Below are 25,499 nucleotides of genomic sequence, written 5' to 3'. Positions count from 1 at the left end.
TTGTTTGACCTTAAATTTCGGCTATAAACCAGAAAAGACGGTGCAACTGCGCTAGTAAACCGCCATTTTGCCTACCACCGGTTTTTCATATTGCTGTGTAATTCTATCCCTTAGCAAGGGATCGTAATAATAGATCTTTTCCCAGACCTCTTCTTCGGCAGCCGTAAACTCCTCGGGCGTCGCTGTTATGGGATTTTTTTGTTTTTCGTTGTGTTTCACGGCAGAGAGTTCCAGAAAATTGTCATTCAAGCTTCTATCATGAATGTCAGCCTCGAAACCCAGCTGTGATGCAACGAGTACGAAGGCGCTGAAATCAAGCAGTTCGGAAAGTGACGTCTCGACGACACGTGCGCCGAGCTGCCTGAACATATCAGCATAATTTCTTTGCCTCCTTTCGATCTCCAGGCTGTACCAAAAGCATAGTTGATAATCGTTCAGGTATTGCCATTGAGGCAGCGGCAATACATTCGGATCGTCCGGTGACAGCAGATACATTAATCCATGGACGGTGCGTGACGGGACCGTGCTCAGCCCAAGATTGCTCACTGCAATCTCCCGAGGAGGTCTTCTGAGTATTATAATATGCGGTACAACGCCGCACTTCAGGAACGACTCGACGAAGCCTTTACAGAACAGGTGGCTGGTTTCGACGTATCTTTTTTGATCGATAGCGGCGATGAACGGCAGCTTATGCTGCAGGCAGAAGCTGTAGGCAACTTCAGGGTTCTGCTGCGCTCTTCTTAATACATGAACGAAATCCGGCGCTCCTTCATGCACACTGAGCGTATCAGGGAAGAGAGCGAATAGTTTTTGAAGATAGTTTGTTCCGGTACGTCCGGCGGTAATGGTGAAGACGCACTGTTTGTCCCGTATTTTTTCGACGAGTTCAGCTGCCGGACCTGATGTCATGTGCTCTCTCCCGTACCGCATTCCGCGGTGAGCCAGTCGCTGCAATCCCATCCAAGAACCCGCTCAATACTGAGGATCTCATGCTCATAGATATTCTGCAGGAAATGTCGTTCTCTTGTGCTCATGGTCGATTCATAAGGCCGCGAATGAACGTTCTTGATAGCGATCCGGTCAAAACAGGCGACCTCAAGAAAATCGCAGACCTCCCGAAGTGCCTCATACGGCCGATTCCTCAGATACTCGTTTTTCAGGATCAAGACATGATCTTTTTTAAAGTACAGCCAAAGTCTTCGCAGCTGCCCCAAATAGAAGCCTCTATCAACATAGCTATAGATCCTGTGTTGATATGGCAATGCTTCTCGACATCTCTCCGATTCTTTTTGGATAGCATCCCAGAATGATAACGTATCGGCATTTCTGGAACGCTCCATGTTCCAGTGAGAATAGGCCCTGTCGATGGGATTTCGCAATACGACGATCAGCTTCATTGCAGGGTTATATTCCCAGATCCGCCGTGGTGCGCCGTTCCAATACATATATATCGGCGTTGCCTCTCCGAGCACCTTATGCGTCGTTCGAGGGGTGAACGAGGAGTGATACCAGGCATAGTCAGGCGTCATATCACGAAAAAAATTTTCACGATCGAAAAAGTGTACCTCTTTCTTTTCGGCCATGCATATCTCGGGGTGCTCTCGTAGATATTCATCCAACGCAGTAGTACCGCCCTTCTGCGTACCACAAATGATAAAATTAACCAGCTTGTCATGGCGACGTACTGGGTATTTGTCCACTTTTTCTTTCATTTTTTACATCAACTTTTCCATATTCTGACTGATATTATTGAACGTCAACGTCGCCCGCATTCTGTATCTCAAGAAAATCTCTGGATTCAGGATCGTTCTTGCTTCTACTTGATAGGCATTTCAGATGAGTGAATCTGTCAAAAACCGGAACAAAATAATACTGTCATCATGCTTAGATGCAACATTAATACCACATAACAATAGACTTGTTATATGGAACCTAGATTATAACTAATTGTAAATATGGAATAATATGTTGTATATGCCTTAGGTAAATGTGGTAGGGTTACTAGAAAACGGAAAGAGCTGACAATATATTGGCACTCTCAATTTGCTAAAATAAGCTTACGGTAAACAGTATCATGTCGACTCGATAAACGACTAGAACTGACCTGAGCAAGCCGGAACAACGATTGGATCAAAAAACCGTTTTTTTGTGACCTTGGCGGCTTTGCGCGAGAACTTGTGTTGTGACGTACTGTGATGTTTTGAGTCAGAAAGGCTTAAGCTGCAAGGACAATGACACTAAGATTCGCAGATCACGATGTGAGGAGTAGGTTTTTATGCTACACATAGCAGACGCAGCGCCCATCAGACGATCTTTGAAATGCCGCTATATTCGTCTGCAGATGTGTCCATAGTGTTTCCATAAACATCTTTGCCATTGAATTTGAACCTAATGTGCGATGGATCGATCGTACCATTGGCGCTGGCATTCTGCTTGATCAGGAAGGAAACAGTGGCGGACCGGGCATCTGGCGCATAGGTGACACGTATCGGTACCGGCGATATGTTGACATCGGTCGCAGGTGTCGGCAATCCCCAGTTGTAGGGGCCTCCGGCAGCACCATAGGCTGCCTTGGCAATGGACCAGTTAAAAGGATTCGTAATTGACGAGAGATCCATGTCTTTCGTGAACATGAATACCATGTTGAATTCGTGTGATGCACCCGGCATTGTTAAGGATTTGTCCATTGTGGACACTTTCGTGCCGGGACCAAGGGTGTTTGCAAATCCGCTGACGTTGTATGCAGCAAGGATCTTTGGTTTAGCGATCTGATCGAGGTATCCGCTCAGAACAGAGGCCAGGTTCGGCGCTTTATCATTCAGAATGCTCAGTTCATCTTTTGCTTTTGACGTCTGGCCAAGGTCAGCATATGCGTATCCAAGATCCACATGCACCTGATAAAAATCCTTCTTCAGGCTGATGACCTTTTGAAACTCGGAGATTGCATCCTCCTGCCTTCCTGCCTTGGCGTAAGTCTGCCCCAGCGCATAATATCCGCCATATTGACTACCATCCATCTGGATCACCCGTTTAAAGGTTGTTTCCGCCAGCTGGTTACGGTCAGTGGCAAGATACACCTGACCGAGTGAAAACAGATTTGTAGAGGAAGTCGGATTGTTTCTCACTGCAGACCGATATTCTGCTTCAGCTTCGTTGTAGCGCCCCTGGCTGAAATAGATATTGCCTAAATTGAGGTGAGCGGTGTCATCAGTCGGCGCCATGCGGATCGATGACTGATATGCCTTGATCGCGTCCTCAGTCCGCCCCATCTGAATATAGGACGTCGCAAGAAGATGATATGCCGTCACGGCATTCTGGGGAGAAGAATCCAGGCCGATGGAACGTCTGAACTCTCGCGTCGCGCCTTCGTAATCGCCGTTCATGGCGCGATCAGCACCTGTGGACAGGGCGGTCTGCGCCAACGCTGTCAGCTGCGTTTGCTGGTCGCTCATGGCCGAGAAGAGTGCATCGGCGATCGTATTTGTTGAACTTACTGATGATATGGACATTTTAACGCCCGGGTTTTGTCATGCGTATTAGTTTCTCACTTCTGCTCCTATTTAGCGTATCGGCATTCGGGCTGAAAACTTTAGGTTTTTTTATGAACGCAGCTGAAGTATTGCGGATCAATCTGCAATGAAGCGTCGTCATAAGCGGTGCCTTGCTGGGCGATAATCGACAGTCCTTAACTTAGAATACCCCGTTCCATGAGCAGCTCGATCACCTGCGCTGAGCATTTTTCCGGTGAATACTGTTCGGTCTTCAGCGCGAGGTGACAGTTGACCGGTGCTTCATAGGGCGCGGATATCCCGGTGAAGTGTTGAATGACGCCATCACGCGCCTTTTGGTAATGCCCCTTGGGATCGCGCTCCTCACAGACCTCGATCGGGCAGTCGCAGAAGATCTCGATGAAGTTGACGTCTCCGACCAGCTGCCGTACTTGGTCGCGGTTCGCCTGAAAGGGAGAGATGAACGCCGTCAGCACGATTATTCCTGCCTCGACAAAAAGCTTAGCCACCTCGCCGATACGGCGGATGTTCTCGGCCCTGTCTTCCGCGGAAAATCCGAGGTCAGAGCAGAGTCCGTGCCGCACATTGTCTCCGTCGAGAACAAGGGTCCGGCAGCCCATCTGGAACAATTTTTCCTCGACGCAATGAGCGATCGTGGATTTTCCAGAACTTGGCAGGCCAGTGAACCAGACGACAGTGCTCTTATGACCGTTCAGTTTTTCCCTGCGCTCTCGAACAACGGTAGCCTCATACCAGACTACATTCTCTCTTTTCATCAGAGACCTCTTCCGCTTCCATGGGGTAGAATTCTGCCCGATAACAGGGCCATTCATTATGATAGTAAGACGGCATCCCTTGATCCCGTTACTATTCATAAGTGCAAGGAGCGACTTCCTTATAAAGCAACAATCAAACACTATGAATAGAAAAAGATGCTTCGTAATGCGTTATTATGCAATGTTAATACCATGAGGGAAGGGAGGGAAAAGACTTCAACGCATGGTATAACTGATTGAATTACAATATAAGTTAATAGATGAAAATACAACGCAGGGATGTTGAGAATCGTCAAAAATACGACGTTTGAAGGGAATATAAATTTGTTCACCACATTGAACAGTAGCAGTAAAAAAGTATTGACGGTCTGGGATACGTTCTCGACATAAAAGATTAGAATCCTGACGCTGGCCAAAGGGGAGAAATTTCCATTAGGCGTAGGACGTACTCAAGCAAAGAGGGCACCCGTTCCCGAGACTACGGTGTACCGTGTACAGACTTAAATGAAATGGGGACTTTTGTCTATGAAGAGGACCAATTAAAAAGATCAAGAGCAACAGCGATTAACAAATTGATTTGTGAGCCTCCGGGCTTCTGCCGGGAGGGTCATTTTGCTATATCTGCTATAATGAAATGCATATGTTAAATGCTCTTGACAGGGAGACGGCATGCAGAGCAGTCCTGTACCGCCAGTTGGGAAAAACCTGGCGCTTTCTGTAAGCGGCAACGATGCCTTCGCGCTCAAGCCCGGGACAGAGGTGAAGGCCGAGGTGGTGGGCATCGGGCCGGACAATAGCGTTTCGATCAAGGTGAATGACAGTGTCCTTACCGCGCAGTCCGAAGTGCAGCTCCAGATGGGGGATCTCTTGTCCCTTCGGGTGGAGCGGCAGGAAAGCGTCATTTACCTGAGGCTGGCGGGAAACACGGTCGAAACCGCTGACAACGTCAAGAATGCGATTCTGCCCGCCCTGGAAAACCTTCAAGATCTCCAGCCCGCCGCTGAATGGATGCTGCGTCTTTCCGGGCTTCTTTCCCGGATTCCCGAAGACCTCAGGATGAACATGCCCGAGGTCGACATGATCGACCGTTTTCTCATTCCCCTGAACAAACTGACCGCGTCAGCCTTGAAAGAAGCGGTCCAGGATGGCGGGGTTTTCTTTGAAACGAAGCTCCGTATCCTTGCGATGGGAATGGAGGCAGACGCTGATGCTGCAAACATCGAGGCCAAGCACGTCATCACCGGCGACCTGAAGGCCGCCCTGCTTCGCTTCAAGGAAACGCTTCTCCAGCCAGGGTTCGATGAATTTCCCTCCAGCAATGCTCTCGACCGGAAGGGTCTTCTCGAAGCGGTCAACGGCATCCTCCGGAACATAGAGTACTACCAGCTGCAGTCGAAGCTGACCGACTCCCTGCAGCTCTTCCTGCCGCTTGTGTGGAAAGAGCTCCGGGACGGGGAGCTGATCCTCCGTCAGTCCGACCGTGGGAGTCCGGGCGAGCGGACCTTCTCCTGCTGCATCAACCTGGACCTGGAGCGTGCGGGAAAGGTACAGGTCCGCCTTCTGCTTCAGGCCGGGAGCGTCCATGTCTCCTGCGCAGCCGAGAACAGGACCTTCTCGGGGCTGCTGCAGGAAAGCTCCTCTTTGCTCGAGAAGCAGCTCGAATCGGCCGGTTTGAGACTGGGCGGTTTGACCATACAGCACGAGGCTCGGATCGATTTTGCCGCCCATGGTCCGGCCGGGCTGAGTATCCGGGCATGAGTTCAGTCCCGGCAGGAACCAGGAATGCTGGAAAAGGGCGCACAGGGGCTTTGCCATCACAGGTGAAAGCAGTTTCGGTCCGCATCATCGGCGGATAGGGGTTTCCCGGATGGAACATGATCCGGGCGCTGGATTATCGATTAAACTGCCGGGAAGGCCGAGCTCATGTTCGCAGCCGGCTAGATGATTAAACGAAGAGGGGCGTAGTGAAGGATAGCCAGCAAAAAGCGGTGGCGCTCAAGTACCGGCAAGGGAAGGACCATGCTCCGGCGGTCGTTGCCACGGGAAAGGGGATGGTGGCGGAAAAGATCATTGCGCTCGCCCGAAAGCACGGCGTCCCGGTGCACGACGACCGTCATCTGATAGAGATCCTCTCTACCCTCGACCTCTATGAAGAGATCCCGGTAGAGCTGTATAAGGCCGTCGCGGAAATTCTGGCGTTTCTGTATAAAGTGAGCGGCAAGGTGTGACGCCGGGGGGATTAGTTGGGTATGAGCTCGTGAGGATGGGCATCGAGTATGCGCCGCACGACCGTCAGGAGGTAGTACGACTCGAAGGGCTTCTGCAGAAATCCGTTGATCTCTCCGATCTCGTCCTTGGGCGCCACATATTTCGTGTACCCCGAGATGGCGAGCACTTTGACATCCGCATTCATTGCCTTGATCTGGCCGACCAGCTCCTTGCCGTTCAACCGCGGCATTACGATGTCCGTAATGACGAGGTCGATCTCCGAGGACAGCTTCTTGAAGATGTTGATGGCCGAGACCGGATCGCTTACCGCAAACACTTTGTACCCATGACTGGACAGCGTATCCTGGATCGCGTGCAGGATGTCCGGCTCATCATCGACGACCAGTACGGTCTCGCTCCCGCTGACCGAAGCCAGCTGCTTTATCTCTTTCTTTACGACGGCCGCCTGGGAGGCCGGAAGATAGATCGTGAAGACCGTTCCTCTGTTCTCCTCGCTCTGCACCATGATGTACCCCCGGTGCTCCTTGATGACGCCGTAGACCATCGAGAGGCCGAGTCCGGTGCCCTTTCCGCGCTCCTTGGTCGTGAAAAAGGGCTCGAAGATCTTGCTCACGATGTCTTTCGGAATGCCCGTGCCCGTATCAGTTACGGTCATGATGACATAGTGCCCGGGCAGAATGTAGGCCGGCACGTCCGGCATGCCCCTGACGATTTCACGGCTCGTCGTCTTGATGACAATGCGTCCGCCGCCGGGCATGGCGTCCCTGGCGTTGACGACGAGGTTCATGATGATCTGCTCGATCTGGTTGACGTCGCCCTGGACGAGCGGCAGCTGGTTATCCAGCTCCACGGTCACATTGATCTTCTTGTCGATCACCCGTTCGAGCAGTTTTACCGTGTCGAAGATGACGTCATTCATGTTCAGCGGCACGATCTCAAAATTGCTCTTCCGGGCGAACCCGAGCAGCTTGGAGATCATCCTCCCCGCCCTGCGCGCCGCATCCTCGATGACATTCAGGCTCCGGAGCGCCTTTTCATCGAGTGCGGTGCGCCGGATGATCTCCAGATGGCCGATGATGGCTGTCAGGATGTTGTTGAAGTCATGGGCGATGCCGCCGGCAAGGACCCCGATGGAATCCATCTTCTGGGACTGGAAGAGGTGCTCCTGCAGCCTTTTCTTCTCCGTGATATCACGGTAAAATGACTGAATGAACATCTCTTCGCCGATCGTGATCGCCTTCGAGCTGATCTCGAGATAGAGGGGTGTTCCGTCCTTCTTGTGGTGCACGGTCTCAAAGACGAGCGATTCGCCGGCGAACAGACGACGCATCCTCTCGGCTATCTCATCCTGTCTGGAGCCGTCCTCGAGCAGCCTGATATGGGTCCCGACCAACACCTCCTTGGGAAATCCGTGCATCTCGCAGGCCCTGTCGTTCACATTCAGGATAATGCCGCTTCCATCCTGAACGATGATGCCGTCCGTCGCATTGTCGACAAGCGATCGGTGCCACTGCTCAGAAGTCCGCAGCTCTTTCGTCCTCTCCTCGACCATGCCTTTTAGCTGGAGGGAATATATTTCAAGCTGTTTTTTCTGCTGAGCAAGGTCATATTTAAGAGCTAGTTCTCTATTCAAGCTTTTTTGACTCAAAATTCTCCAAGTGAAAGCGACAAAAATTATTGAAAGAGTAAAAACATTGTTAGTGATGAAAGTACCCCAATAGACTATCTTGTCGAGTATCAGTATGGGGAATAGATAAATTAAATACAAAGTAATTGCTACAAAAAAAGACACCGGTAAATTAATTGGGAGAACACCCAAAACACATACAATGAGCAAAGTCATCCCAGCATAATAAGTGGATGTGTGCCCCCCGAAGTGGAGTATCATTATTTCAATTGCAATTGCTGAAGAAATAATTCCCAGGATAACAATAAAATATTGGTAATATAATTTCCGTTTAAGCTTATTTAGAAAAAAGAGGAGTATTAAAAATAAAGAGACCGCAATCCTATAACTCAAAAATCTTTTGAAGTTTTCAGGTGTAACAAAATAATCTAAAATCCCTAATGACATGAAGAGAACAGTCCCAAGAATAGAGCTTATGCCAACCCATGATTGAGTTATCTTCTCAGTTTGTTCTGTTATATACGGCTTTTTTTCAATTTCCATAGCGCAATTTTACCAAACTTACCTACTTTAGTATTTCTTTTCTAAGTATAAATTTTGCCGTATCCAATCCCAAATAAGCAACTCCGGGGATTCCCTGCGTTTGGGTAGTCCAGTGTCCTGTCAAGTATAAACCTCTTATTGAAGTAGATTGTCTTAATTCGGGGGTAAATAATTGTGAAGGCGTACTCGCCCAACCATAGGCAGCTCCTTGATAGTTTAAAGTGTATCGATATAATGTGTGTGGAGTCGCTGTTTCCTTATATACAATATGCTTTGATAAATCTGGAATTACATATTTTTCTATTCTTTGAATAAATGATTCTTGCAGTTTACTTTTATTCTTGTCCCAGTACACCTTATTTTTGAAGGGTGCATTTACAAATGCTAAAATGGTTTTCTTATCAGGTGAAAACCGTACCATAAATCCCTCTACTTTATCTATGTTGCCTTTTTTGGCATATGAGTAAGCTTTTTCTAAATCATAATACGGCAGAAACCACACATTCGTTCCGGGTTTAGGCAACGATTTAAAAGGTTTATCTACAGCTACGTATAAAATAAAAGTGGAGAGGGATGGAGTCAGGCTATCGATGGTGTCGAAAATTTCCTTTTTGACATGGTGTTTACCTAATAGATCATAATAAGTTTGCCTCGCATCACAGTTTGAGACTAAATATCGCGTCCGTACCAGGCCGATTTTTTCTAAAACGGCACCTTCAACTCTATTATTAATTACACTAATTTTTTTAACTAAACAGGATAATTTTATATGTCCGCCAAGTTCTTTAAATCTATCAACAATTATATCCGGTAATGCTTGCATACCTCCCTCAGGGTAATAACCGCCATCAAGGATAAATTCAGTGAATATCTTTGCACCTGTGAAGGCGGAAATCAATGAGGGTGGCAGACCTCCGTTGCCAAGTATAGGAAGGGAGAGTATTGTTTTGATGCGATAATCATAAAAATAGCGATCTAAAAAGTCTTTATAGCTTTGTTTTCGTAGCGCAGCAAAATCAATTGGCCTGGAAGTTGTAAGATACTGAATAAAATTTTTGATATTATTGGCCTCTTTAGGAAAAGAATCCTGAAGCTCTCGAATGGTTTTGTCTATGTCTGCCCAAAAAGTAATTTTGTGTTCTGGTGTTATAACTATATCAGAAGGAGTGGTTCTCCTTATACATATTCGTTCATCTAAATTCAGAGCCTTTAGAACAAGCCTCATGTTACCGTCTTTTCGGTAACTTCCAAATGAATGGGCTGCTGCGTCAAAAGTATAACCTCGCCTTTTGAACGAAGTGCAGTAACCACCGGGTTTATTGTGTTGCTCTACAATCAAAACCTTCATGCCTGCTTTTGCAAGATAGCATCCACACACAAGGCCGCCTATGCCCGCACCTATTATGACAACATCGTATGTATCATTTTCAAACTTTGACATTATTCACCCTGCGTGCTAATAAATTTTCTACCAGTTCTACTGCCTGCCTTACAGTTGTTAACTTTGGAACGTCCTCGTCTCTCACGGATATTTTAAATTTTTTTTCAATGGCAACGGTGATCTCGATAGCTTTAATAGAATCTACCTCTAGATCCTTAAAAAAATTACTCTCAGGCGCAATTTCTTCTGCATCATATCCTGACACATCTGAGATGATCGATATGATTTCCTTCTCAACATTAGTATTCAATTTCCCTTCCTCCTTGAGCCTGTTGCGCACAAATCCCTGCTGCCGCCCACTCTGCAGGAGTGGTTGCCGGCTAAGGATCTTGCCTGGTTGATCCTCGACGCAGTGGCGGAGTCCTCCCTTAAGATGTTTAATGTTTGTATCTTGTCTAAGTGATATGCTTCGCTGCAAAAAGCGACATCATCTGTTTACTCTGCCATGCTTAGTCAGTGCCAGCATATTTCTTCAATACCAATGATGCATTATTTCCTCCAAAGGCATATGAGTTATTCAGAGCTATATTAACCCTGTGTCGCTTTGCTTGATTAGGCACGCAGTCAATATCACACTCCGGATCAGGAGTTTCGAAATTTGTCGTCGGTGGAAGAATGTCGTTTTTTACAGCCAAAGCGCAGGCGAGAGCTTCTAACGCAGAGGCAGCGCCCATGGTGTGGCCGAGCATAGACTTTATTGAGCTGGTAGGTATTTGTCTATAACGTGACCCGAAGACCTCCCTAATGGCAGCGCACTCATTCTTATCATTGGTGGGAGTCCCCGTGCCATGTGCACTGATATAATCCACCGCTTCTATCGCGATGCCTGTACTAGATAGCGCCTTATTCATACATGCTGCTATGCCCTCAATCGAGGAAGTCGTCATATGATAAGCATCACAACTGAGACCATACCCTAAAATTTCAGCATAGATATTCGCCTTTCTTTTAATGGCACTCTCAAGAGACTCAAGAACAAGAATTCCTGCACCCTCGGCTACCATCATTCCTTTTCTGTTCTTATCAAAGGGCTGGCATTTTTCAGGTGCAACAGCTGAAAATTGATTAAAGCCTGTAAATGATATCCTTGAAAAAGGATCTGCCCCTCCTGCGGTAACAACATCCGCCCTGTTAAAACGAATCAAATCGTACCCATAACCGATAGCATAATTCCCTGCAGCGCATGCCGTAGAAAAAAGAAGATTCGGGCCGTTAAAACCTAATTCTTTTGCTACAATTGCCGGCGTCGTGTGGACAGGAAGCTGATACATTAGATCAGCACTTACGATCTCTTTTACAATCAATTTCTCATCTATATGTTCTATAGCCTGGATTGATCCTGACGTTATTCCAATGCATGTGCCTGCTTTGGAACGAGAAATGTCCTCACCGGATAGACGAGAATCCCTCAACGCAAGCTTTGCCGCTGCAAGGCCGAATTGTGATGCTCTGCTGAGCAAAGGAATTTGATTGTTGGGGATAAAATTCTCGGGTTTAAAATTTCTAACCTCGCCACCATTATGGGTAAAATGGTTCGCCGTATCAATTGACGAAACCGGGCTTATGCCAGATTTTCCTTTCAGGAGACTGTCCCAGAATTTCTCCCAACCAATACCAAGTGAGGAAATAACCCCCAGTCCCGTTATGACAACTCTTTTATTCATTGTGAGTGCTGAATACAAGATCCGCTTCAGTTATTTTTCTATCACCAACAAAGGCTTCACCGGACACGTAGGCGCCGGTCGGTAAAGACTTGACATTGACCACTTTAATCATTAATTGATCACCGGGAACGGCGGGGTGGAGAAATCTCGCTTTGACCGACCCGAAGTAATACAATGGTCCTCTGTCCCCATTTTCGCTTGTTCTGTTTGATGCAAAGAGGATAATGGCGGTCTGCGCCATTGCCTCGAGTATGAGAGCACCGGGCATGATGGCCTTTTCGGGGAAATGGCCGATGAAAACCATGTCATTGCCAGAAATATTTTTGACCGCTATTACGTGCTTCCCCGGCTCTATCTCAAGGACCTTATCAACCATGATAAAAGGAAAGCGCTGGGGAATGAGCTTCTTTATCTCTTCGAAGTTAAGTTGCATCGATCACCTGGTATAACTGCCAATGATAACTGCTGAGTTTTGACCGTATGAGTCCGCCGAGGTTACGAGCACATTCCGCGTCTGCTTCTCCCGCGCAATTCCGGGCACGTAATCGAGATCGCACGCAAGATCCTTTTCATGATAGTTTACCGTGGGGGGAATGAATCCGTTCCGGAGAGCGCCTATTGCCGCAGAAAGTGAAAGCGCTCCGGATGCTGAATACGATTCCCCCACCATGGACTTTATTGAGCTGACGGGTATGTTGAAGGCACGTTGCCCGAAGACTTCTTTGATGACCTTCGTTTCCATCCGGTCGAGTCCTTGTGTCGAGTTGGAGCAGGAGCAGATATAGTCGATGTCATCAGCCTTAAGAGATGCGTCGTTTAAGGCAAGATTTACGGCATTCTTCAGACCTGTACCTGCGTGTTTGAAGTTGCTGTCTGCCGAGGGATCAAAGGCATTGGCATATCCCAGAACACTCGCGAGAAGTTTAGCTCCTCTGTTTAACGCATGCTCCTCATTTTCAAGAACCAAAACGGCCGCACCTTCAGAGAGGATTATTCCGTTTCTCCGCGCATCGAAGGGACAGCAGCGGGGTTCCGAGCCGTCTGCTCCTGAGAGGTAACCGAGGGTATGGAATCCCATAAAGGTCTCCTCGCACAATTCTTCGACCCCACCTGCAAGGACAATGTTGGCCCTGTTTAACTTTATGAAGTCCGCGGCATAGGAGACAGCGTCGAGGCTTGCGCAGAAGCCCGTTGATATGGTCGTATTGAACCCTTTAATCTTAAACCTGATGGACACCTGGCTGGCAGGAGAATTTATGACGGTGTTCGGAAAGTGAGATGGATTGACGAACCGCGGCCCTTCTATGAGGCCGGAACGGTCGAACTGCGAGATGCTGTGGAGACTGCCGAACGTCGTCCCGATTGATACCCCCATGGAATTCGTATTAGCTTCAGTGATCTCGATCCCGCTGTCATCAATGGCGAGTTTGGCTGCAGAGCTGATCAGCCTTGTGCTTCTGTCCAGGTCCCGCAAACCTTTTTTCCCAAGAAAGGGGAGAGGATCAAAATCAGTGATCTCGCCTGCAATGCGGACACTAAAGGGTGTTGTGTCAAAGAGGGTCACTGGTCGAAATCCAGTTTTGCCCTGGTGGAGTCCTTCCCAGTATGCTTCTTTGCCGATTGCAATAGGCGAGAGAACACCAATGCCGGTTATTACTATTCTTTCGCTCATTTCCGGATTTTAAATCCCCAATCCCCCATCGAGTTGCAGTACTTGCCCGGTGATGTACTGCGATTCGTCACTGAGTAAAAAGAGTACGGCCTTCGCCACTTCATCGGAGGTCCCGAATCTGTGGAGCGGGATCATGTTCACGAATTTTTTCCAGGATTTATCGCCAAGCTCCGCCGTCATCTCGGTTTCAATGAAACCGGGGGCAACGGCATTGACCCTGATGTTGTAGGGCGCCACCTCTTTTGCCAGAGATTTGGTAAAGCCGATCACACCTGCCTTTGCGGCGGCGTAATTGACTTGGCCGGGGAGAGGGTGGATGCCGCTTACCGATGACATGTTCACGATGTTTCCGTTTTTTTGCTTAAGAAAGGTAATGATGCACGCGCGGGTAGTGTTGAAAACTCCGGTAAGATTGGTGTCTATTACGTCGGACCAGTCCTCCTTGTTCATCATCATGAGGGACTTGTCCTTTGTTATCCCCGCGTTGTTCACGAGGATGTCGAGCCTTCCGAATTCCTTCTTTATCTCTTCGATCAGCGTTTTAGCGCCGTCAAAGTCCCGCACATCAAGTTGAAAGGACAGAGCTTTTCTGCCAATTTGGCGAACTTCTTCAGCAAGAGACTCTGCCGTTGCACGATTTTTGCTGTACGTAAATGCGCAATCTGCACCTTCGCCGCACACAGCAAGAACGATGGCGCGGCCGATGCCCCTTGTCCCACCCGTTACAAGCGCCACCTTATTGAGAAGCGAATTTTTCTTCAGGCTTTTCTCCCGAAAGAGTGGATGGTTTGGCCTAGCCTGTCATTTATACCATGTTTCCCGCGTCTTTACAATGTCAAAACCTTGCTTCAGTGCGGATGGGCAAGCCAATACTTACTCACTCAAGGGAGGAGTTTCTTTCTGCGTACGACGACATCCGGCATCTCTGCCGTGAGTGCATCACTCCTTGGTGACGGTATAGAAGATTATTACGCCTGACGCAACCCGGGATATTGATATCGCGCTTTCGGGGATATTGGCAAGACGCAGCAATCTTTCGAAATCATCCTCGGTGCGCTGCAGGAAGCCATCCCAGTTGACCATCCAATGGAAAAACTGCGGACGGTAACGATTGACTTCTTTAAAGGCCGCGATCAGTTTTCCGCCAGGCGTGAGCATCTTATACAAGGATCTCAACAATTTCACGAGGAAATCGTCGGGGAGATAATCAAAATAGCCTACACTGTAGATAATATCCTGCATCCCGAATTCAGTAACCGCCGTCTCGTAGTCGAATATCCTGAGCGCATTGTATTTTCGTAATTCCACGTGATCTTCCGAGAGGCCCGCATGCTCGAATCGATCGAGAGCGAAATTCAGAGCATCGGCATCCAGATCAACACAGGTGAACTTGGCGCCAGAAGCTTTGATCTCAGGGGCTAATTCGAAAACCTCGCGGCAGGAACCGCAAGCCACGTCGAGGACCTTCGTCTCGCGCCTGTTTATGAGCTCTTTTCTCAGCAGTTCCCGCAGTTTTACGATCCGTTCTCTCACGCCGACTGTAATTTCCGTGGACATCATGTACTTGTCCAGATAATATCCCATGCCGTCGGACATCGGTGAGTTCTTGTACGCCATTTCCAGTATGTTATAATCTCCCTGATGACCTTGCGGCCATATCCTGGCCCGGTTGATACCATAGCTTTGGGACAGAATTGGATTTGTTTTTTCCCGGAAATCGACCTGAGCAGACCGAATGGCGAACGTGTCGTCCACGTCCTGTTCAAATTGTGCGCAGGCTTGGAGCATCGAGTCGTTCAGCGTGGAAAGTTCTTCGAACAGTATTTCCTCATCCGCGCCCGGCCGAGAACATTTGACCTCAAAGTCTCTAAGCTGATCGACATATTGCACAGTTTTTGCGCCAAGAAGTTCTGCGTATCTCTTTGCTCTTTCTTCGACAAACGCGCTGCCACTTCTGACTTCTTCCCCCCGGTACGTTCCCGCGTGCTCCATGATTATTCTCCTTTTGAGTTATCCAGCCCGTCAGAAATATTCAGTCAGTACGTTACGTCTCACGTCCGCTCGTTGATTTCACCTGCTTCAGCCTGCTCCGGACTACGGGTTAATTGTTAGCCGGTAAGTTCAGTACACATCTCCTGAAAGAAGAACGCCATGGTTCTTCTATAATAATTTATAATCTATAAGTAGTAGCCTCAGTAACCTCGCACTCAGTCTACTCGCCTCCTTTCGAGGCCTGTTAATGAATTCAGTTCATGGGATCCGGGTCCAGGTTCCTTCTTGCCGGCTGAGAGAGCGGGAGCGTGATTACGCCAACCAATCCAATAATAATTGGTTTGAGTTTTGGTTAGGATAATCCCTTCCTTTGAATCTGTCAAGCGCCTTAATAGAAAAAATTGACAGCATATTGTTGCATAATATTATATGATGAGCGGCATAAGTTTTAACCTACAGGTGATAAAAGTAGTTATAAAATATTAGTTCGATCTGTATTTTTATTTATGACGATAAAGCCGCTCGTATAGAGGGAAGGCAGGGGCATAGATAATGGTGATGTCAAAGGGTATGAGAAGGTTTCATGACGTGATTTTCACGGTGAACAAAAAGTGAAAACGCAGAAGGTTTCTCCTGTCTGCGATATTAGTATCATGTTCAGTATGAGTGACGACGTAGGGAGGCTATCAGCTGTGGTTATGTCTTCCGGCGATCGATCACATAGCAGCTTTCCTGAGATTTTTTCGCAAGCTTCTTGAGCTCGGCGGCGACTTCGGCGATCTTGCCGGCATGCTGAATGGCGGAGTTATTGGTCGGCACGACCGCTATCGATATGCCGATGAGCGGGATCTTCTGTACCTCTCCCTTTCGATCCTTCGCAAGGTAGTATCCCCGGGACTTTTCCTCCTCGCCGAACAGGTCGGACAGGATGACATTGAAGTTGGCTATTATCGTCTTGCAGACCGGCTCGGCATTCTCCAGCGGCACGATAAAAACGAAATCGTCGCCGCCGATATGACCCACGAATCCGTTGTCCATGGATTCCTTTACGGTGTTCGACATGACCCGGGCAACCATCCGGATCACCTCATCGCCGCGGGAAAAGCCGTAGGTATCGTTGTAGGGCTTGAAATTGTTGATGTCGACGTAGCAGACGGCCTGGGAAGACCCGAGCGCTCGCTCGATCGCCTGGTGGATCGACGTGTTGCCCGGCAGTTTGGTGAGCGGGTTGTTGTCAAGAACGCGTTGAAGCCGCTGGAACGAGAGCAGGATCCGGCTGAACAGCTCCGGATAGTTGACGGGAAGGGTCAGAAAGTCGTCCAGTGGATACTGCTCCCAGTCCATCCGCTCAACTGCAGACTCATTGATCAGGCCGATGACCGGGATCAGACTGAAGTAGCTGTCCCGCTTTAGTTGCAGCAGTATCTGTTGAAAGGCCGGGTCGGGCGTCGAGAGGTCGGCGAGCATGATATCGGGAGGATCGGAATAGATGAACCCCAGCACCTGGGCCGGCTCCGGCAGAACGACGACCTGGTACCCCCTGCTCTGGAGCCGCAGCCGCAACCGGTCCTGCACCGCGGGATCGCGGGAAAGAAGCGCTATCCTACGCTTTTGGCTCATCGGCGGTCTGTATCTCGAGGCTGAAATTTTTAACTTCGACGAGCTTGTCCTCGATCTCTTCCACGAGGGATTCCAGCACCTGTTCGCTCATCCCGAGCCGGTCCCAAGCGGCCGGCTGGATACGGGGCACGAGTGCGTCTCCACTGAACCCGAAGCCGGACGCCTTGATCAGGACATCGGCGACGTGGACGACCGCCGTTTTTGTCTGCTGGGTCGTTGACTTTGCCACGTCATGGTGAAAGGCGATGGGTTCGATCAACTTCTCCGGGAGGAGCCATGTCCTGGCGAGCCATTCCCCGATCCTGGCGTGGTCGGTATTGAGCATCTCCTGCTCCGCAGCCTGCATCGAGATGCCCTTCCGGTCGATCAGAGAGGTGAGGGCAGTATACTCGTTCTCGAGCTTGATCTTGATGATCACCTTGCCGATGTCGTGCAGGAGGGCGGCCGTTGACGTTTCTTCGGGTTCGGGCAGCTTCAGCCGCTTCGTGATCGAGTTTGCAGCCACCGCGACGCCCATGGAATGCTCCCACAGGCCGACGACATTCTTTTCCATGATCTCGAAGATCGAGCTGCTGATGGCAAGGCTCTTGACCACGTTTACGCCGAGCAGGATCAGGGCGTTCGAGACGGTCGAGATGCGGCCGGAAAAGCCGTAGAAGGCGGAGTTGACCAGGCGCAGAACCTTGGCGGACAGGACCTGGTCAGAAGAGACTACCCGGGCCATCTCGTGGACCGACGTCTTGTTGTTCTCGGCCAGGGAGCCAAGCTTGGCAATGATCCCCGGCAGCGCGGGCAGGGAGCGTGTATCCCTGATGATCTGGCTGAAATCGACCTGCTTATCGCCCATCGGGTTCCCCCATGCTCCTCAGTATCTGTCTTCGGTATATCTCTTTGATCTTCATCATGAGGACATCATCCTCCAGGTGCCTGAAGCGCTGATCAAGGGCAGTCAGCATCTCCTCGAGCGTCGCTTCTCCATCGACCCGGACCGGATGACCTTCGACGGTGACCGCCTGAATGCCCATCTGCTGGAGACGGCTGATCAGGGACTCCGAGAGCGTGACACCCTTCCCGCAGATGGTCATACTCGCCGGATCATCGGAGCCTTTGATCTCCCGGGCCACGACCATGCCGGGCTTTGCCTTATTGAGAGGAATGTTCTGCATGTCGTCATATCATACATAAAAACGGGTGAGCTTGTAAATGTATTTCGACCCCACGGACTGGCTACCGACGTCCCGGTGCGAAATCAAGGCACTGCCGGAAGACTTCGGTCATCGAAGGAAGGAGGGGCGCCTGTACGCACCAGAGCCGTGTTGGTGCCCTTTCGGCAGCAGGAGCGCACAGGCGTCAAGGGGGGAAGAACACCGGAAACTCCAAGCCTGCCAGTATGGCAGGACTGAAGCTCAGTGATCATACACAATAGGTTGCAATATTCCTGCCATGGTGTTTATCCTGTATAATCGGTCAGTTCCAGAGTGAACGTTTTGGCCGCTGTCGAAAAGTGAGCGCATTTTTCGAAGGATTCATGACAAGTCTCGAAAAAACAGAGAGTTGGTCCCGTCGGTTTCTGGACGCACGATCGTCTGCCCGTCGATCTCCGTGTCCTTTGATTGTTGGCTGCTGACGAGAGGGGTCGAGGAACAGGAGCGGATAAAAGAGAGCAGGGAGTACAAAGAAGTGAGGTGTTTGATGCAAAAAGAGAGCGGCCAGGGGGTCAGAGCTGGTCGATGACGGCCGCGGCGAGGAGGGGGAGCATGATCTCATGGTGACCCGTCAATGCGTAGCCGTTCCCGCCGCCTTGGGTAGGACGGCGAACGACGTTCGTATGCGGCCGGTAGTGCTGCACAAAGTCCATGTTGACGGTCGTAAAATGCTGCAAAGTCTTTCCAAGGTTCCTGCACAGCGTAACCGCCTTCAGGAATATCTCCGGTAAAAGCACCGCAGAGCCGAGATTGATGTAAACGCCGCCCTCGAGCTCGGAAACAAGGGCGCAGAATGCCAGAAAATCGCTCTGTGCAGCGGCACCCGTTGCCCTGCCGTCGAAGGACGGGTGCATGTGAATGATGTCGGTGCCGATGGCGACATGAACGGTGATGGGAACCCCCAGGCGGAAGCCCGCTGCGAGCAGGCTCATCCGCTTGTTCGGAAATTCTCCCTGCTCGATCATCCTGCCGACCGCCGAGCCGATTCCTTCGCCCTCGGCCGCCGATTGGACCGCCTGATTGATCATGAGGCCGGTCTCCTCGGCCATACCGAATGCGCCGGACAGGATTTCCTTGTCCACATCCTCCGATGTCTGGCCGACATAGGCAAGCTCGAAATCATGGATGATGCCCGCTCCGTTCAGGGAAAGACTGGTGACGATCTTTCGCTCCATCAGATCGATGAGAACCGGATTGAGACCTACCTTAATCGAATGAGCACCCATGCCGAGCATGACAGGGCGGCCGTCCCTGCGGGCCTGGACGATGGCAGCGACTACGCTCTTGAACTGTTTTGCCGCGAGGATATCCGGAAGGGAGGAAAAGAAATCATGAAAGGAGCCCGCCTTGGCAGCGGGTTTTGCAAAGTCGCCGATCCTCACCTTGCTCTCCCGGCTTTTCAGCGAGTACGTCCTGATTTTCGAGGTGTCAATCTTTTTCATGGCTGGTCAATGGGAATTGCCGAAGAGCTCCTCATCCACCATCTGGCAGATGGTGTGGCCGAGGGTGATGTGCGTTTCCTGGATCCGCGGCGTGTGCTTGGTGGGCACCGTGAAGGTGTAGTCCGCCATGCCGGCAAGCTTGCCTCCCGAGCCCCCGGTCAGAATGACGGTCTTCATCCTGTTCTTCTTTGCGACCTCGACAGCCTTCATGACATTCGCCGAATTGCCGCTCGTGCTGATGCCGATCACGACATCTCCCTCATGGCCGAGCGCCGCCAGCTGCTTCGAGAAGACCTGCGTGAAATCATAGTCGTTGCTGATGCTGGTGAGGATCGCGACATCGGTATTGAGCGCGATCGCCGGCAGGGGGGGGCGCTCCATCAGAAAGCGATTCACGAACTCGGCAGCGATATGCGAGGCGTCCGTGGCGCTTCCGCCGTTGCCGAAGATGAGCACTTTTCTGCCTTCCCGGAATGCCTGCGCGATGAGCTGGACGACTTCGACGATCTTGTCGGCGTTCTCCCTGGCGAACCTGACCTTGACCTCTGCGCTCTCTTCGAAAATTCTGACGATGGTTTCCTTCATGTGTTTCGTCTCCAAAAAAACAGACATTTATTATAGGGCAAGAGGTGCAAATGTCAAGGCAAAAACGGGAAGTCAAGGACGCTGCGCCTCTTCGTGCGGGCCCTTTGCAGGTGAGCGATGGGTTTTCAGAAAAAGGAGCTGATCGGGAATGCGGGATATCAGGGGAGGAGAAAATCGGCAAGCCGCCCGAATTCCACTACCGTCAGGGTCTCCGCGCGCCGTCCGAGGTCTATCCCTGTTTTTTCAATCACGCGGTCCATCTTTTCAACGGGAATCCCGAGGGGTTTGAGCGCGTTCCGCAGCGTCTTGCGCCGCTGGGAAAATGCTGCTTTGATCACGCGGACCAGAAAAGCCTCGTCCCGCACGGCTGCAGCAGGACGGTCTCGCACGGCAAGGGTAATGACGGCAGAATCGACGTCCGGCTTCGGCGTGAAAGCGCCCGGCGGCACCAGAAATTCGATCCGGGGTTCGGCATAGAGCTGAACCAGCACGGAAAGGAACCCGTACTCCTTGCCTCCCGGAGGAGCCGCAATCCGCTCGGCAACCTCCTTTTGCAGCATCAGGGTGAGGCTCGTGAACTTCATGCGATTCGCAAGCATTTGCTGGATGAGGGCCGTGGAAATATAATAAGGAAGGTTGGCAACGACCTTCCATCTGCCGGGAAGCGATTCATAACCAAACTCGAGCGCGTCGGCCTGGACGATCTCGACATGAGGGGCGTCCCTGAACTCCTGTCGCAGACCGGGAACCAGCCGTTCATCGAGCTCGAGGGCGACGACCTTCCGGGCGATCGCGGCCAGCTCTCTGGTCAGATGGCCAAGACCCGGGCCTATTTCGATGATCCCGTCCTCCGGCCCGACATGCGCGGCACTGACGATCTTTCCGAGATAGTGGGGATCACGCAGGAAGTTCTGGCCAAGTGACTTTTTTGCGCGGATGTGAGTGGTCATATTTGGAAGCTGGACACGGTATGGTCATGGATTCAGATATCAATAGCCACGGATGAGAAGCGAGAACCTTATTTACCGCGAGGAAATACAATGCCGGCGCATAACAGGAAATGCGTTCGATGTGCCTCCCCGTTGCTTCTGATCCGCTCATCCGAGACCTTCCGCCGTGCCAGTATTACACCTGTAGCCTTGGATCGAGCTTGTCGCGCAGGAAGTCTCCCAGTATGTTGAAGCTGATGACCGTGACGCTGATGGCAAGACCGGGAAAGAGGACCATCCAGGGGGCCGAATTGATGTAGGCCCGGTTGAGGCTGATCATGGATCCCCACGTGGGGGTCGGCGGTTGCACGCCAAGACCCAGGAACGAAAGCGACGCTTCAAGCAGGATGAATCCGCCTATGCGAAGGCTGCCTGCCACCAGCAGCAGGGGAAGGGCGTTCGGCAGGATGTGCCGGGAAAGGATCCGGGCCGGACCCGCACCGAGGGCCCTCGATGCTTCCACATACGTCTGCTCTTTCAAGGACAGTGTGATGCCGCGGACCAGGCGTGCAAAGCCCGCCCAGCCGACGAGGGTGATCGCGAGCATCGCGGAAAAGAGGCCGGGGGGGATGACGGCACTGATGCCGATCGCGAGGAGGAGGCTTGGAAATGCGAGAAAGACATCGAACACCTGCGACAGGACCGCATCGATCTTTCCGCTGAAATAGCCGGAGATCAATCCGAAAACGATGCCGATGGCCAGGGACGACACCGAGGCAATGATGCCGATGGCGAGGGAGATTCGGGATCCCGCGGCAATCCGGGAGAGGATGTCCCGGCCCTTGCCGTCGGTCCCGAGCAGATGGGCACGGCTGGGCGGCTGTTTCAGGCTGTCCAGGTCCATGGACAGCGGGTCATAAGGGACCAGCAGGGGGCCGATCGCGGCAATCAGCACCAGCATTGCGATCATGCAAAGGGCTACGAGCGCCGGAATGTTCTTGGTCACGTCCTTCCAGTGGAGTTCCTTCAGCACGTCAGCCCGCCTCCTTGATACGTATCCGCGGATCCAGCAGGCGGTAGGAGATGTCGACCAGAAGATTCATGCTCACGAACACGACGGCCCCGAACAGTACGACGCCCATGATAACCGGATAGTCGCGCTTCAGAATGCCGTCCAGGGCGTACCGGCCCAGTCCGTCCCACCCAAAAATGGTTTCCGTCAGCACAGCGCCGTTCAGGTAAGAGCCCAGGTCAAGGCCGATGAGCGTCACGATGGGGATCAGGGAATTCTTAAGCCCGTGCTTCAGGACGACCCTGGTCTCGGTCAACCCCTTGGCCCGCGCCGCAGCTATGTAAGGCTGCGCGAGCGACTCGAGCATGGACGACCGCGTTATCCGGGCGATGTACGATAATGAAAAGGTCCCGAGCGTTACTGCCGGAAGAATGAGATAAACCGGGTCTCCGTTCCCCATGCCGGACGGGGGCAGCCATCTGAGCTTGAAGGCGAAAAGCAGCATGAGAGCCAGGCCCAGCCAGAAGACCGGGATGGAGATGCCCCCGACGGACAGGAGGGTCATTGCGCGGTCCCACCAGGTGCCCTGTCTGACCGCCGAGAAGACCCCCATGCTGACTCCGAAGACCGATGCGAAGAGCATGGCGGCGAACGCGAGTTTCACCGTGTTCGGGAATTTTTGGAGCAGATCATCAGCGACTTTACGGTTCGTGTAGATCGACCTTCCTAGTTCCCCGGTCGCGATGTCTTTGAGGTAATTGAAATATTGAAGGGCAACCGGCCGGTCCTGGCCGAGCACGGCGCGGATGCGCGCAATGGTCTCAGGCGTTGCTCGTTCGCCAGCCATAATTGTTACGGGGTCGCCGGGCATTGAACGCATCAACAGGAACGTGATGACGGTGATGCCGAGGAGCGTGGGAATGAAGAGGAGCAGCCGTTTGAGAATATACATTTTCGAGGAATCTTACACAATCCGGGTAAAAACCGCAACACGGAAAAAGGGGTGGTTTCTTCGATTGTCATGCGGAAAGAAAACAGAATGACGAACGGCAGGCTGGTGACGTGAGAGAAATCGTCCCGCATCAGACACGCCCGACACGTCACGAATGGGGAAAGGCGGTTCGAGCAAGGCGAAAGCAGCCCCGGCAACCGCCAGAATGGTCAGTCCCGGAATGACATCTTCAGTTCGTAGATGCCCTCCTCGGCCCGTTTCTCGATGATGAACCCCATCTTCTCGAAGAGCTGGATCATCTGCCGGTTGTCGATCAGGACGGACGCAGCGAACCCGAGGAGGCCGCTCTTCCGGGCGAGGTAGGTCACATAGGTCAGCAACTCGGCGCCGATGCCCTTGCCCTGATGGTCGTCCCGCACGACAAATGCGACTTCGGCGGTGTGCGACGTCTCGTCTATCAGGTACTGGGCCATGCCGACGATCACTTCCTTCTCCTGCTCCTGCAGCACCGCCAGGATGACCATTTCCTTCGTATAGTCGATCACGACAAAGGGCTGCAGGCGTTCGTGGTGCATGTCGGTCCTGCTCGAGATGAAGCGCCGGTACATGGAATCATTCGACAGGGAATAGAAGAAATCCTTCAGCAGATGCTCGTCGGACATTTTCACGGGCCGCAGGAGCAGGCGCAGCCCGGTCTTCGTCGTGCGGTACGACTCGAGCTCGGAAGGGTAGACTCCTTTCGAACCCGGGATGAACGCCTGGTCACTGTAGATGAGCCTCCGCTCCTTGGCCTCGTCGATGAGCCCCTGGCGGAAGCGCGGGTCGGCGATCGCGATGAGCTCCATGGCCCGCTCCCGGATGTTCTTGCCATGGAGGTAGGCGATGCCGTACTCGGTCACGACGTAATGGATATCCCCCCGGGAGAGGGTTACGCCGGCGCCTTCCCGCAGGAACGGCACGATCCGCGACACTCTTCCCTCCTCGGCGGTCGCCTGCATGGCCAGGATCGTCTTGCCGCCCGGGGAGAGGATGGCGCCTCGCATGAAGTCCGCCTGGCCGCCTATGCCGCTGTAGAAGGTCCTGCCGATGGACTCGGCCGTGGCCTGGCCCGACAGGTCGATTTCCAGCGCGCTGTTGATCGCGGTCATGTTCTTCTGGCGCGCAAGAACCGTGGGGTTGTTGGTGTAATTCACGGGCCGGAACTCGATGGCCGGATTGTCATGGAGATACTCATACGTTTCCCTGGTCCCCATGCAGAAGGCCGCGACGGTCTTGCCCCGGTTCAGTTCCTTCAGGGAATTGTCGACCACGCGTCGCTGCATGAGATCCACAATGCCATCGGTCAAGAGCTCGGTATGCACGCCGAGATGCTCCTTGTTCCCCAGGTGGGCCAGGATCGCGTTCGGGATGCTGCCGTACCCGACCTGTATCGTGTCGCCGTCCTGCACGATGCGGGCGACATGGGTGCCGATCTTCTGGGCGATCTCGTCGGAGATCGTGTCGCGGAATTCGAGCAGCGGCTCGTCGTGGGGAATGATGAAATCCACATCCTTGATATTGATGAACGTTTCGCCCAGGACGCGCGGCATACGGGAGTTCACCTGGGCGATCACGAGGGAGGCGTTCTCCGTCGCGGCCTTCACGATGTCGACGCTGATGCCGAGGCTCATGAATCCATGGTCGTCGGGCAGCGAGGTCTGGATCAGGGCGACGTCCACGAGCACGAGCTTTTTCTGGAACAGCGCCGGCACCTGGGAGAGAAAGACGGGCGTATAATCCGCAAGACCCTGGTTGACGGCCTTCCGGGTGTTGTTGCCGATAAAAAAGGAGTTGTACCTGAAGATATCCTTGAATTTTGCATCGCCATAGGGAGCCACGCCCAGGGTCCATACCTGGAACAGCTCGGCGTCGAATAACGCCTTCGGGTGGGACTGAACATAATTGATAAGCGATTGGACCAGGTACTGGGGCTCGCCGCATCCCGTCCCGATGAAGATCCTGTTCCCGGGATGAATGGTCCTGAAGATCCGCTCCTCCACCGGAAATTTCTCAGGATACAAGGCACGCATCGCGCGCATCGACGCATGTCGCCTCTCTATATTATTCCCGGCCATCATGAATCCCCACCTCCTCACCCTCTAGTGTAGCACAGCAGGAAACGGGGCAAGCACCTAAAAAAGGCAAAGGGCGCCGCTTCTTCCCTGCTGCAGGGGCGGATTTTTTCACGGTTCCTCGAAAATACCCGGCGCGGTCCATTGACGGACCATCGTCATGACCTTCTCGAAGCGAAAACGCGAGGCC

Annotated in this window: 23 protein-coding genes; 2 read left to right on the top strand and 21 right to left on the bottom strand. The window is 51.9% G+C overall.

Features of this window, described 5'->3' with window-relative positions; translation table 11 throughout:
- Positions 1 to 51: 51 nt before the first annotated feature.
- The 4 genes from VL197_14230 to cysC form a co-directional block, all read right to left on the bottom strand.
- On the bottom strand, positions 52 to 909 hold the full coding sequence (locus VL197_14230) for a hypothetical protein (protein ID HUJ19137.1): 858 nt from the start codon (positions 907 to 909) through the stop codon (positions 52 to 54).
- Positions 906 to 1,712 carry a sulfotransferase domain-containing protein gene (locus VL197_14225; protein HUJ19136.1) on the bottom strand — a complete coding sequence of 269 codons (807 nt, stop codon included), beginning with the start codon at positions 1,710 to 1,712 and terminating at the stop codon, positions 906 to 908. Before VL197_14225 ends, VL197_14230 begins: the two co-directional genes overlap by 4 nt.
- A gap of 591 nt (positions 1,713 to 2,303) precedes the next feature.
- A complete protein-coding gene (locus VL197_14220) occupies positions 2,304 to 3,509 on the bottom strand; it encodes a tetratricopeptide repeat protein (protein ID HUJ19135.1) in 1,206 nt (401 codons plus the stop codon).
- A gap of 176 nt (positions 3,510 to 3,685) precedes the next feature.
- Positions 3,686 to 4,285, bottom strand: coding sequence for an adenylyl-sulfate kinase (cysC, locus tag VL197_14215; protein HUJ19134.1), 600 nt, complete (start codon positions 4,283 to 4,285; stop codon positions 3,686 to 3,688).
- Positions 4,286 to 4,954: 669 nt separating this feature from the next.
- Here cysC and VL197_14210 point away from each other — a divergent pair.
- Positions 4,955 to 6,043 carry a flagellar hook-length control protein FliK gene (locus VL197_14210; protein ID HUJ19133.1) on the top strand — a complete coding sequence of 363 codons (1,089 nt, stop codon included), beginning with the start codon at positions 4,955 to 4,957 and terminating at the stop codon, positions 6,041 to 6,043.
- A 206-nt stretch (positions 6,044 to 6,249) separates the two neighbouring features.
- On the top strand, positions 6,250 to 6,513 hold the full coding sequence (locus VL197_14205) for an EscU/YscU/HrcU family type III secretion system export apparatus switch protein (GenBank protein ID HUJ19132.1): 264 nt from the start codon (positions 6,250 to 6,252) through the stop codon (positions 6,511 to 6,513).
- An 11-nt stretch (positions 6,514 to 6,524) separates the two neighbouring features.
- Here VL197_14205 and VL197_14200 read toward each other — a convergent pair whose 3' ends face one another.
- From VL197_14200 to VL197_14120, 17 genes are all read right to left on the bottom strand, one after another.
- Positions 6,525 to 8,147, bottom strand: coding sequence for an ATP-binding protein (locus tag VL197_14200; protein HUJ19131.1), 1,623 nt, complete (start codon positions 8,145 to 8,147; stop codon positions 6,525 to 6,527).
- 559 nt (positions 8,148 to 8,706) lie between these two features.
- Positions 8,707 to 10,125: an NAD(P)/FAD-dependent oxidoreductase gene (locus VL197_14195; protein HUJ19130.1), complete on the bottom strand. Its 1,419-nt coding sequence runs from the start codon at positions 10,123 to 10,125 to the stop codon at positions 8,707 to 8,709.
- Entirely contained in the window at positions 10,112 to 10,405 is a 294-nt protein-coding gene (locus VL197_14190; protein HUJ19129.1) for an acyl carrier protein, read from the bottom strand. Before VL197_14190 ends, VL197_14195 begins: the two co-directional genes overlap by 14 nt.
- A gap of 169 nt (positions 10,406 to 10,574) precedes the next feature.
- Entirely contained in the window at positions 10,575 to 11,807 is a 1,233-nt protein-coding gene (locus tag VL197_14185; GenBank protein HUJ19128.1) for a beta-ketoacyl-[acyl-carrier-protein] synthase family protein, read from the bottom strand.
- Complete coding sequence (gene fabZ / locus VL197_14180; protein ID HUJ19127.1) at positions 11,782 to 12,222, bottom strand: 3-hydroxyacyl-ACP dehydratase FabZ; 441 nt, start codon at positions 12,220 to 12,222, stop codon at positions 11,782 to 11,784. Before fabZ ends, VL197_14185 begins: the two co-directional genes overlap by 26 nt.
- Positions 12,223 to 12,225: 3 nt before the next feature.
- On the bottom strand, positions 12,226 to 13,461 hold the full coding sequence (locus tag VL197_14175; GenBank protein HUJ19126.1) for a beta-ketoacyl-[acyl-carrier-protein] synthase family protein: 1,236 nt from the start codon (positions 13,459 to 13,461) through the stop codon (positions 12,226 to 12,228).
- Between the two features lie 9 nt (positions 13,462 to 13,470).
- On the bottom strand, positions 13,471 to 14,196 hold the full coding sequence (fabG, locus tag VL197_14170; protein HUJ19125.1) for a 3-oxoacyl-[acyl-carrier-protein] reductase: 726 nt from the start codon (positions 14,194 to 14,196) through the stop codon (positions 13,471 to 13,473).
- A gap of 204 nt (positions 14,197 to 14,400) precedes the next feature.
- Positions 14,401 to 15,453 carry a class I SAM-dependent methyltransferase gene (locus tag VL197_14165; GenBank protein ID HUJ19124.1) on the bottom strand — a complete coding sequence of 351 codons (1,053 nt, stop codon included), beginning with the start codon at positions 15,451 to 15,453 and terminating at the stop codon, positions 14,401 to 14,403.
- A gap of 696 nt (positions 15,454 to 16,149) precedes the next feature.
- Complete coding sequence (locus VL197_14160; GenBank protein ID HUJ19123.1) at positions 16,150 to 17,073, bottom strand: diguanylate cyclase; 924 nt, start codon at positions 17,071 to 17,073, stop codon at positions 16,150 to 16,152.
- A complete protein-coding gene (locus VL197_14155; GenBank protein HUJ19122.1) occupies positions 17,057 to 17,920 on the bottom strand; it encodes an HDOD domain-containing protein in 864 nt (287 codons plus the stop codon). Before VL197_14155 ends, VL197_14160 begins: the two co-directional genes overlap by 17 nt.
- Entirely contained in the window at positions 17,910 to 18,239 is a 330-nt protein-coding gene (locus VL197_14150; protein ID HUJ19121.1) for a hypothetical protein, read from the bottom strand. The genes VL197_14155 and VL197_14150 overlap by 11 nt, the downstream gene beginning before the upstream one ends.
- 551 nt (positions 18,240 to 18,790) lie before the next feature.
- Entirely contained in the window at positions 18,791 to 19,720 is a 930-nt protein-coding gene (locus VL197_14145) for a hypothetical protein (protein ID HUJ19120.1), read from the bottom strand.
- Between the two features lie 6 nt (positions 19,721 to 19,726).
- Entirely contained in the window at positions 19,727 to 20,305 is a 579-nt protein-coding gene (locus VL197_14140) for a D-sedoheptulose 7-phosphate isomerase (protein HUJ19119.1), read from the bottom strand.
- A 158-nt stretch (positions 20,306 to 20,463) separates the two neighbouring features.
- Positions 20,464 to 21,255 carry a 16S rRNA (adenine(1518)-N(6)/adenine(1519)-N(6))-dimethyltransferase RsmA gene (gene rsmA / locus VL197_14135; GenBank protein ID HUJ19118.1) on the bottom strand — a complete coding sequence of 264 codons (792 nt, stop codon included), beginning with the start codon at positions 21,253 to 21,255 and terminating at the stop codon, positions 20,464 to 20,466.
- A gap of 175 nt (positions 21,256 to 21,430) precedes the next feature.
- Positions 21,431 to 22,267: an ABC transporter permease gene (locus tag VL197_14130; protein HUJ19117.1), complete on the bottom strand. Its 837-nt coding sequence runs from the start codon at positions 22,265 to 22,267 to the stop codon at positions 21,431 to 21,433.
- Between the two features lies 1 nt (position 22,268).
- Positions 22,269 to 23,198 (bottom strand): ABC transporter permease, encoded by a 930-nt coding sequence (locus VL197_14125; GenBank protein ID HUJ19116.1) that lies wholly within the window; start codon positions 23,196 to 23,198, stop codon positions 22,269 to 22,271.
- A gap of 209 nt (positions 23,199 to 23,407) precedes the next feature.
- Positions 23,408 to 25,315, bottom strand: coding sequence for a GNAT family N-acetyltransferase (locus VL197_14120; GenBank protein HUJ19115.1), 1,908 nt, complete (start codon positions 25,313 to 25,315; stop codon positions 23,408 to 23,410).
- Positions 25,316 to 25,499 lie beyond the last annotated feature (184 nt).

Source organism: Nitrospirota bacterium (assembly GCA_035516965.1).
Taxonomy (GTDB): Bacteria; Nitrospirota; UBA9217; order UBA9217; family UBA9217; genus MHEA01.
The sequence above is the reverse complement of the archived record's forward strand: the minus strand, read 5'-3'. Positions and strand labels throughout refer to the sequence as shown.